Raw genomic sequence first — 10,158 nt, forward strand, 5'->3', positions numbered from 1 at the left:
GGACCGGACCGCGTCATCGGCTCGGTCGTCTATCCCGCGGTCGAGGTCGATGCGCCGGGGCTCATCCGCCATGTCGAGGGCAAACGCTTCTCGCTCGGCGAACCCTCGGGCGAGCGCAGCGAACGGGTCACGCTTCTGGCCGAGGAGATGGTCAAGGGCGGCTTGCAGGCGCCGGTGCGCGAAGACATCCGCAGCGAGATCTGGGTAAAACTGTGGGGCAATCTTTCGTTCAACCCGATCTCGGCGCTGACCGGCAGCACGCTTGCCGCGATCGTTGCCGACGAGGGCACCCGCACGCTCGCCCGCACCATGATGCTGGAGGCGCAGGCGATCGGCGAAAGCCTCGGCGTGCGTTTTCCCATCGCGGTCGACCGGCGCATCAAGGGCGCCGGCGATGTCGGCGAGCACAAGACCTCGATGCTGCAGGACCTGGAGCGTGGCCGGCCGATGGAGATCGACGCGCTGGTGAGCGCGGTGCAGGAACTTGGCAGGCTAACGGACAAGCCGACCCCGACCATCGATGCCGTGCTGGCGCTGGTGCGGCGGCTGGCGGTGGAACGCGGGTGTTATGGATAATGGGCTCGGGGTTGATCAGCACCGTGGCGAGGGCGCGACGATCCAGGCCTTGAAGCGCCTTGGCCTCATCTCCCAGCTTGACCAGGGTTAGCAGCATGCTGAACGCCATTCACCACGTCGCGCTCATCTGCACCGACTACGACCGGTCGCGACGGTTCTACGTCGAACTCCTCGGCCTCGATCTGATCCGGGAGGTTTATCGGGAGGAGCGGCAGTCATGGAAGGCGGATCTGCGGATCGGGTCGGCCCAACTGGAATTGTTCTCCTTCCCTGCACCGGCGACGCGGCCGTCCCACCCAGAGGCTACAGGCCTGAGACATCTGGCATTCGCGGTGGCTAATCTTGATCCCGTGATTATCCGCCTGGAAGCCGCAGGCGTTGCCGTCGAGCCAATCCGGATCGATCCATACACAGACCAACGGTTTACCTTTTTCAGGGACCCGGATGGATTGCCGCTGGAACTCTACGAAGCCCCATAAGGAACGGTTCGATTTCACGATGGGCGCTTTGTACTGACGGTCTCGGTATCGGCGGACCGCGAATCTGTGCTAAGCGCCGCCCAACTAACCAAAGGACGACACCAATGAGCGAACTGACCGTGGCCGAGGCGACCGAGAGCATCTATGCCTCGCTCCGGGCGGACAATGCCGACATCGACACACATATCGCGGCGCTTAAGGCGGCGCTGACGCGAGAGGGGATCAAACAGGCGGTGTTCGATCCGACCAAGCTGGCGCAGAACAACCGCTCGGGCCGCAAGTTGATGCAGGCTTATTTTCGGCAACGCGGCGTGAGCGTGAAGTTTTCGGACCAGTAGAACCGCGCGCGATCTCAACCGTGTGATTGGTTGGTTTCGGACGCATGTTCTCCGACGCTCCGGGCCCTCCCATTTGACCGACTCAATAACAGCGATCTGCGGCCGCAAGGGCTTCGGCACGGTGAGCTTGGTCCAGTGCGCCAATCCGTCGGACCGACGCATAGAACCTGACATAGTCGCCCGAGCACAGATCGAACAGGCGCAGAAACGCGGTCACCCGATCGCTATAGACGGAAGTCGCGGCGAGCTTTGCATTGTTGATCGGGGAAGCGAACCAGGCATCGTATCCCCGGTATCGGCCCCAGCGCCTGTCGCGCATGTGTCGGTAGCGCATCCGCAGCCGTTCAATCGCCGCCGTCTTTGCGGCCAGTTTTTGCTCCGAGGTTCCGGCGTTGGAATAGACTTTTGCCAACTCGTCCCGTGTTTGCGACACCAGCGCAAGAAATTCAGCTTTGCGCCTCCGGGCGGCTTCGTAACGGCGCAATGCGGCGGTATCGCCAGCCGCGCGCAGCCATTTTCTCACGCCGGTCGTTTCGACGGCGACAGCGAACGACTCGTTGAATGCGGAATCGTCGTGCACGTAGACGCGCTGGTGGGCCAGTTCATGGAACACCAGCCCTGCAAGATAGGTTTTATCCTCGCTGAACATCGTGCTCAGCAGCGGGTCACTCGACCAGCCAAGCGTGGAATATGCGGTGATGCCCGTCACATAGACATCCATGCCCTGTCCTTGAAGTTCGGCAGCGGTTTCAATTGCGGACTTCCTGGAGAAATATCCCCGGTAGGGCACGCAGCCGAAAACGGGAAAACACCATGTTCGCGGCGTCAGCGAGAATGCCGGCGCGGCGAAGACGGCCCATGTCACCGAATCCCGGCCGATATCGACATAGCTGCGGTAGCTGCTGTTGTCGGGCAGCGCCAGTTCATCCGTTGCGAACTGTCGTATGGCGCTCGCCGATGCCATTCGAGCGCGCAATGCCTTCGGCGTCGAAGGGTCCTCGATCAGTTTTCCGACATCCTGGCGCGCCGTCATGATCCGCAGATGACCCTGCACGGATTGCGCGTAATAGGAAACACTGGTGCAGCCGGTCGCGCCAGACACCACGATCATAACGGCAACCAATCGAAAGAATGCGCGCATCACGATTTGCCCACAGCAGTGCTCCCGTACCGATCGGGCGATTGTCGCGATTGCCCCAGGTCCCAAGCAGCCGCATCGATTTGATCGAGGTCTATAGCTTTCTAAAGAATCCGGACAGAATATTCGGACCCACTTCGCCAGGGCGCAGTCTGATCCCGTCCTCGAAGCAGTTCAGCGTCATGCATTCGAAGCCGCTGCGTGCGAGGAATGCCACCAGCGAGTCACGATCGAAGTGGTGGAGGTGCTCGTCGGGAAGACGCATACGCCACGTCCGGAACCAGGCGTCGCCGTCGGCGCCGAGCTCGCGCCAGCGGCAATAAGGGACGGCGACGGCCAGGTAGCGGGCCTTAAGCCGGGCGAGGAAACCCAGATCCGGGATATGCTCAAGCACATCGAACATGGCGACGAGATCCCACGAGCTGGAGAGCGCCTCATCCCAATCGACGAAGCGGACGCCCTTGGGCAGCGGAAACCTGGTTATGTCGCAGCCGGCGCAGTCGGCGACCCCGGTTATTTTCGCGGCTTCGATGAATGTGCCGGTGCCATATCCAATCTCCAGCACGGACCGGGGGATCTCGCCAGTGATCCCCAGCACCCAGCCGAGTCGCTGATATCCGAGCTTGATGGTCCGGTCACTCAGGTCCTCGTAATAGGAAATGTACTGCTTGTCATACTTGATCGGTTTGGAGTCGACCTGGTGGATCACGCCAAACCCGTCCACCGCGTAGTTGTCCAACATTGGCGTGCGGCCCCCCAGGTTCCGAGTTCCTTACCGGCAGAACTAGGACGCAACCGGACAATCGAGCGGTCAGGTATTCAGCCGCCAGCTTGAACTGCTCAGTCCTTGCCCGCCCGCTTGAAAATCCGCGCATAAAATTCGCCGACGATGCCGCGCCGGAAGATCAGCACGCACACCATGAAGATGAGGCCGGTGGCGATGGTCACCGGAAAGCCGGAAGTGGCAAGCGTGTTTTCCAGGCCAATGACAAGGCTGGCGCCGATGATCGGCCCGACCATGGTGCCGATGCCGCCGAGAAGCGTCATCAGGATCACTTCGCCCGACATCTGCCAGGTGACGTCGGTGAGCGTGGCGAACTGGAAAACGATCGCCTTGAGCGAGCCGGCCAGCCCGGCCAGGGCCGCCGACATGACGAAGGCGCCCAGCTTGTAGTTGGCGACGGAATAGCCCAGCGAAATGGCGCGGTTCTCGTTCTCGCGGATCGAGCGCAGGATCATGCCGAACGGCGAGTTGACGATGCGCCAGATGGCGAAGACGCCGATCAGGAACACCGCCAGCACGAAGTAATACATGTTCAGCGAGACGTTCAGGTCGAGGACGCCAAGCAGCATGCCGCGCGGCACGCCCTGAATGCCGTCCTCGCCTTGCGTGAAGGGCGACTGCACACAGAAGAAGAAGAACATCTGCGACAGCGCCAGCGTGATCATGGCGAAATAGATGCCTTGCCGGCGAATGGCGAAAAAGCCCATGACAAGGCCGAGCAAGGCCGCACCCGCCATGCCGAGCAGAATGCCGGCTTCCGGCGGCCAGCCCCAGACCTTGACGGCATGCGCGGTGAAGTAGGCGGCGCCGCCGAAGAAGGTGGCGTGGCCGAACGATAAGAGCCCGGTATAGCCGAGCAGAAGATTGAACGCGCAGGCAAACAGCGCGAAACACAGCATCTTCATCAGGAAGATCGGATAGATCAGGAAAGGCGCTACCAGCAGCGCCAGGATGCCGAGCCCGACCAGCATCCATTCCAGCCGTGCCGAGGTTTTGGCCGATGCCTCGCGAAGCGTCAGTTCGGTCATGTCAGATGTCCCTTCCGACATGTCAAGCGTCCCTTCCGAACAGGCCAGCCGGCCGGACCAGAAGCACGATGGCCATGATGACGAAGACCACGAGATTGGAGGCCTCGGGGTAGAAGACCTTGGTCAGGCCCTCGGCGAGGCCAAGCATGTAGCCGGTGACGATCGCACCGAGGATCGATCCCATGCCGCCGACCACCACCACCGCGAAGACGACGATGATGAGGTCCGATCCCATAAGCGGGCTCACCTGATAGATCGGTGCTGCCAGAATGCCGGCAAGCCCGGCCAGCGCGGAGCCAAGGCCGTAGGTGAGGGTCAGCAGCAACGGCACGTTGACGCCGAAAGCCTGGACGAGACGGGGATTCTCGGTTGCCGCGCGCAGATAGGATCCAAGCCTGGTCTTCTCGATCAGCGCCCAGGTGCCGAAGCAGACGATCAGCGAGGCGACCACGACCCAGCCGCGATAGTTGGGCAGGAACATGAAGCCGAGATTGGTGCCGCCGGCAAGCAGCGGCGGCACGGCGTAGGGGTTTCCCGAGACGCCGTAATAATAGCGGAAGATGCCTTCGAGTACGAGCGCGAGGCCGAAGGTGAAGAGCAGCCCGTAGAGCGGATCGAGATCGTACAGCCTCGACAGCGCCAGGCGCTCGACCACGACGCCGAAGATGCCAACTATCAGCGGCACAAGGATCAAAGCGGGCCAATAGCCGATGCCGAGATGGGTGAGAAGCAGGTAGCCGACGAAGGCGCCGAACATATACTGGGCGCCATGGGCGAAATTGATGACGCGCAGCAAGCCGAATATGACAGCCAGGCCCAGGCTCAGCATGGCGTAGAACGAGCCGTTGATCAGGCCGACCAGCAACTGGCCGAGGAAGGCCTGAACCGGGATTCCGAAGATCATCGTCATGGCGCCATCATACACCCAGGACTTCGTGGAGCTGCGCCATGCGGTCCGGCAGTTCGCCGACCGGAAACCCCGCCACCACCTTGCCGTGCTCCATCAGATAGAAACGGTCGGCGACACGACTGGCGAAGCGAAAGTTCTGCTCGACCAGCAGGATCGTCATGCCGCGCTTTTTCAACGTCGCCAGCAACGCGCCGATGCGCTGCACGATGACGGGAGCGAGCCCCTCCGTCGGTTCGTCGAGGAGCAGCATCTTCACGCCGGTTCGCAGCATGCGCGCGATCGCCAGCATCTGCTGTTCGCCGCCCGACAGCCTGGTGCCGGGACTGTTGCGCCGCTCCTTCAGATTGGGGAACAGATCGAATATCTCCTCGACGCTCATGCCGCCCTGCGCGACGACCGGCGGCAGAACCAGATTCTCGTCCACGGTCAGCGTTGCGAAGATGCCGCGCTCCTCCGGCACGAAGCCGATGCCTTGATGGGCGGTGCGGTGCAGCGGCAGCCGCATCAGGTCCTTGCCGTCGAAGGCGATCCGGCCGGTCCGCTTGCGGATCAACCCCATGATGGCGCGCAGCGTCGTCGTCTTGCCGACGCCATTGCGGCCGAGCAGCGTGACCGTCTCGCCGGCAAACACTTCCAGATCGACACCGTGCAGCGCATGGCCCTCGCCATACCAGGCGTTGAGGCCGGTGACGGCAAGCAGAGGTGCGGCACTAGTCATCGGCGGTGCCCATATAGGCGATCTTGACGCGCTCGTCGCGGCTAACGGTGGCGTAGTCGCCAGCGGCCAGCACCTCGCCGCGCTGCATGACCGTTATCCAGTCGCAAAGGTCGGCCACCACGGTCAGATTGTGCTCGACCATCAGCACGGCGCGATCCCTGGCAACCGAACGGATGAGGCTGGAAACCGTGGCCACGTCCTCATGCCCCATGCCGGCCATCGGCTCGTCCAGCAGCAGCACTTTCGGATCGAGCGCGAGCGTCGTGGCGATCTCCAGCACGCGTTTTCTGCCATAGGAAAGATCGCCGGCGAGCCTGTTCCTGGCGTCGTCGAGACCAACCGAGCGCAGCAATTCCTCGGCGCGCGGGGTCAGCCGGTCGAGCGCCGCGAGCGAGCGCCAGAATTGAACGGCAAGACCACCCGGCCGCTGCAGCGCGACGCGAACATTGTCGAGCACGCTGAGGTGCGGAAAAATCGCCGATATCTGGAACGAGCGCACCAGCCCCATCCGCGCAACCCTGGCCGGCGAGGTGCGGGTGATGTCGTGGCCAAGCAGCTCGATCCTGCCGCTGGTCGGCGCCAGGAACTTGGTGAGCAGGTTGAAGACGGTCGTCTTGCCGGCGCCGTTGGGTCCGATCAGGGCATGGATGTTGCCATGGCGGACATCGATATCGACGTTTTTGACGGCGATGAAGCCGGCAAAGTCGCGTCGCAACCCGCGGGCGGAAAGCACAACCCGCGGCTCGTTCGCGTCCAGGTCAGTCGGCGCCATCGGCCGCGCCGATCACTGGCCGGCCGTCGGACAGCCGCTTTCCTTCTCGCTGAGGAAGGCCTCGTTGCCTGGAATGGTGGCGAGATATTTGTAGTAGTCCCAATCCTTGGTGCTCTCGGCTGGCGACTTGACCTGGTAGAGGTACATGTCGTGAACCATGTTGCCGTCCGCCTGCACCTTGCCGTTGGTTATCACCGCGTCGTCCACAGGCATCGAATGCAGCTGCTTGGCGACGGCTTCGGTCTCGTCCGTGCCGGCTTTGTCGATCGCCTTCAAATACTGCGTCACCGCCGAATAGGTCGCGGCCTGGATCATGTTCGGCATGCGGTTGGTGCGCTTGAAAAAGCGCTGCCCGAATTCGCGGCTCTTGTCGTCGCGATCCCAGTAATAGCCTTCGGTCAGCACGACGCCCTGCGCCGCTTGAAGGCCAAGCCCATGCACCTCGGCCAGCGTGAACAGGAGTGCGGCAAGACGCTGGCCGCCCTGCACGATACCGAATTCGGCCGCCTGCTTGATGGAGTTGGAGGTATCGAGGCCGGCATTGGCCAGGCCGATGACCTTGGCGCCCGACGATTGCGCCTGCAGCAGGAAGGACGAATAATCGGTCGATCCCAGGGGATAACGCACCTCGCCCAGCACCTTGCCGCCATGGCTTTCGACGAACTTGGTGGTCTGATCCTTCAGCGAGTAGCCGAATGCATAGTCGACGGTGACGAAGAACCAGCTGTCGCCGCCCTGCTGCACGAGAGAGCCGCCGGTACCCACCGCCTGCGAGTGAGTGTCATAGGCCCAGTGGAAGCCGTAGGGCGAGCACTGTTTGCCGGTCAGCTCCGTGGTCGCCGCGCCGGTGACGATGTCGATCTTCTTCTTTTCCTTGGAAATCCCCTGGACGGCGAGCGCTACCGAAGAGGTCGTCAGTTCCATGATGGCATCGACTTGCTCGGTGTCGTACCACTGCCGGGCGATGTTGGAGGCGATATCCGGCTTGTTCTGGTGGTCGGCGCTGATGATTTCTATCGGCGCTCCCTGCACCTTGCCGCCGAAATCCTCAACGGCCATCTTGGCCGCCTCGACCGACCACTTGCCGCCGAAGTCGGCGTAGACGCCCGACTGGTCGTTGAGGATGCCGATCTTGACCTTGCCGTCGGAAATTTCGGCGGCCGAAGCGGGGATCGCGGATGCGGCGAGAAGTGCCGCGGAAACGAAAAGGCTTACCTTCATGGTTGACTTCCTCCCATAGCGATGAATCCGACCGACCCTCCTACGATCGATCATCGCAATGGTATTGAACATGAGGAAGATAGGGACAGAGGGCAAGAGGCCGTTAGGGATTTAGTGTTCGAAGCGATACGGTTTGGCGGCGCAACGCGAGCCTTGGGCGAGAGATAGAGACACAAACATGTGAACCGCCCGGCGGCAGTGCCGGCTCAGCCCTCGGCGGCGACGAGGTGGCCGTTGCCGACATCCCTCAGCGCCAGTTTCAGCGGCGCCTCGCCGATCCTGCGGGTGGCGCTCGGGATTTCCTGGTCGAGGCGCGCGAAGCGGCTTCTGCGCTGCGCGGGATCGGGCACGGGCACGGCTTCGATCAGGCGCCTGGTGTAGGGATGGCGCGGGTTGGAAAAGACCTGGTCGCGGGTGCCCATCTCGACGATCTGGCCGAGATACATGACGGCGACGCGGTCGGAGATGTTCTCGACCACCGCCATGTCATGCGAGATGAAGAGATAGGCGACGCCGAATTCGCGCTGCAATTCCTTCAACAGATCGAGCACGCGCGCCTGCACCGAGACGTCGAGCGCCGAGACGCTTTCGTCGGCGATGATCAGCTTCGGCCGCAGTGCAAGCGCGCGGGCAATGCAGACGCGCTGGCGCTGGCCGCCGGAGAATTCATGCGGATAGAGTTCCATCTGGTCGGCCGACAGGCCGACGCGCTCGAACAGCGCTGCGACACGCTCGCTGCGCTCTTCCTTCGAGGCGATACCGTGGATCAGCAGCGGCTCGGCGACGAGGTCGCCGACACGCATGCGTGGGTCCAACGAGGCATAGGGGTCCTGGAAAATCATCTGCACGTCGCGGCGCACCGCCTTGCGCTCGTCGCGGCCGAGGCCGGACAGATTGCGGCCGCCAATGGCGATGTCGCCGCTGTAGGGCACCAGTCCGGCCAGCGCCTTGGCGGTGGTCGACTTGCCACAACCGGATTCGCCGACCAGCGCCAGCGTCTCGTTGGGCGCGATCGAGAAGCTGACGCCTTCGACGGCGTGGACGCAACGAGTGACCCGGCCGAAGAAGCCGCCATGCAGGTCGAAACGGACATGCAGGTCCTTGACGTCAGCGACATTGGCCGGCGTTGCCGTCTCGGCACTCCTGGATTCCTGGCGACCGATACCGCTGCCGATGCGCGGCACGGCGGCCAGCAGCTCGCGCGTGTAGCCGGCTTGCGGCCTGGCGAAAATGTCAGCGGTTTTTCCCTCTTCGACCATGCGGCCATGCCGCATGATGATGACGCGGTCGGCCATTTCGGCGACGACGCCCATGTCATGAGTGATGAGGATGACGCTGGTGCCATGCTGGCGCTGCAGATCGCGCAAAAGTTCCAGCACCTCGCCTTGCACGGTGACGTCGAGCGCCGTCGTCGGCTCGTCGGCGATCAGCACGTCCGGCTCGAGCGCCAGCGCCATGGCGATCATCACCCGCTGGCGCATGCCGCCGGACAGTTCGTGCGGAAACTGCTTTAGCCGGCTTTCGGCTTCCGAAATGCGCACCGCCTTCAGCGCCTCGATGGCACGCTGGCGAGCCTCGCTCTGCGACAGGGAGGTATGCGCCTCGATGGATTCGGTGAGCTGCCGGCCGATCGACAGCACCGGGTTGAGTGAGGTCATCGGCTCCTGGAAGATCATGGCGATGCGGTTGCCGCGAATGCGCCGCATCCGGCGCTCGTCCAGAATCGTCAGATCTGTATCGCCGAGATGGACCTTGCCGGATGAAATCCTGGCGGCAGGCTGCGGCAGAAGCTGCATGATGGCCAGAGCGGTCATCGATTTGCCGGAGCCGGATTCACCGGCAATGCACAGCGTCTCGCCACGAGACAACGTCAGCGACAGGTCGGAGACGACCTCGCGCTCGCCCTCCTCGCCGCGCACGCTGACGGAGAGGTTGGCGATGTCGAGTATGGGTTCGCTGGCGGTGATCATTGCGCGCGTGACCCGGAGAGGGATTTACTCCGGCACCCCCCCCTCCTCATTCAAACACGCAGCGCGGAAAGTAGAACGACACCACCCAGTTCGGCATGTCAACGATCTCGCTGATGCGGAGATCGCCGCAGACCGAGGCCAGCATATAGGCCTCGACTGGGTCGATGTGATAACGACCGGCGAGCAGGTCGACCATCTGCGCAACCGCTTCCCTGGCGCCGGTC

Annotated in this window: 12 protein-coding genes; 3 read left to right on the plus strand and 9 right to left on the minus strand. The window is 62.9% G+C overall.

The genetic code is table 11. From position 1 onward, the window contains the following. The 3 genes from EN994_RS06430 to EN994_RS06440 form a co-directional block, all read left to right on the plus strand. The coding region (locus EN994_RS06430) for a 2-dehydropantoate 2-reductase (RefSeq protein WP_164745826.1) at positions 1-576 on the plus strand (576 nt) is incomplete at its 5' end. Between the two features lie 95 nt (positions 577-671). Continuing rightward, positions 672-1,055 (plus strand): VOC family protein, encoded by a 384-nt coding sequence (locus EN994_RS06435; protein ID WP_082826717.1) that lies wholly within the window; start codon positions 672-674, stop codon positions 1,053-1,055. A 104-nt stretch (positions 1,056-1,159) separates the two neighbouring features. After that, a complete protein-coding gene (locus EN994_RS06440; RefSeq protein WP_063169708.1) occupies positions 1,160-1,393 on the plus strand; it encodes a hypothetical protein in 234 nt (77 codons plus the stop codon). Between the two features lie 82 nt (positions 1,394-1,475). Here EN994_RS06440 and EN994_RS06445 read toward each other — a convergent pair whose 3' ends face one another. The 9 genes from EN994_RS06445 to EN994_RS06485 all read right to left on the minus strand — a co-directional run. Then, a complete protein-coding gene (locus EN994_RS06445) occupies positions 1,476-2,534 on the minus strand; it encodes an aminopeptidase (RefSeq protein ID WP_063169707.1) in 1,059 nt (352 codons plus the stop codon). Between the two features lie 91 nt (positions 2,535-2,625). Continuing rightward, complete coding sequence (locus tag EN994_RS06450) at positions 2,626-3,273, minus strand: class I SAM-dependent methyltransferase (protein WP_063169706.1); 648 nt, start codon at positions 3,271-3,273, stop codon at positions 2,626-2,628. A gap of 98 nt (positions 3,274-3,371) precedes the next feature. Next, complete coding sequence (locus tag EN994_RS06455; RefSeq protein ID WP_024502115.1) at positions 3,372-4,343, minus strand: branched-chain amino acid ABC transporter permease; 972 nt, start codon at positions 4,341-4,343, stop codon at positions 3,372-3,374. 22 nt (positions 4,344-4,365) lie between these two features. Next, positions 4,366-5,253, minus strand: coding sequence for a branched-chain amino acid ABC transporter permease (locus tag EN994_RS06460; protein ID WP_063170419.1), 888 nt, complete (start codon positions 5,251-5,253; stop codon positions 4,366-4,368). 7 nt (positions 5,254-5,260) lie between these two features. Continuing rightward, positions 5,261-5,971, minus strand: a complete 711-nt coding sequence (locus EN994_RS06465; RefSeq protein ID WP_013528528.1) for an ABC transporter ATP-binding protein — start codon at positions 5,969-5,971, stop codon at positions 5,261-5,263. Then, entirely contained in the window at positions 5,964-6,743 is a 780-nt protein-coding gene (locus EN994_RS06470; protein ID WP_063169705.1) for an ABC transporter ATP-binding protein, read from the minus strand. Before EN994_RS06470 ends, EN994_RS06465 begins: the two co-directional genes overlap by 8 nt. 12 nt (positions 6,744-6,755) lie before the next feature. Further along, positions 6,756-7,964 carry an ABC transporter substrate-binding protein gene (locus tag EN994_RS06475; RefSeq protein ID WP_013528530.1) on the minus strand — a complete coding sequence of 403 codons (1,209 nt, stop codon included), beginning with the start codon at positions 7,962-7,964 and terminating at the stop codon, positions 6,756-6,758. A 206-nt stretch (positions 7,965-8,170) separates the two neighbouring features. Next, positions 8,171-9,934, minus strand: coding sequence for an ABC transporter ATP-binding protein (locus EN994_RS06480; protein WP_063169704.1), 1,764 nt, complete (start codon positions 9,932-9,934; stop codon positions 8,171-8,173). 46 nt (positions 9,935-9,980) lie between these two features. Continuing rightward, positions 9,981-10,158: acetamidase/formamidase family protein (locus EN994_RS06485; protein ID WP_206530378.1), on the minus strand; the 178-nt coding region annotated here is incomplete at its 5' end.

Source organism: Mesorhizobium sp. M7A.F.Ca.CA.002.09.1.1 (assembly GCF_003998555.1).
Taxonomy (GTDB): Bacteria; Pseudomonadota; Alphaproteobacteria; order Rhizobiales; family Rhizobiaceae; genus Mesorhizobium; species Mesorhizobium ciceri.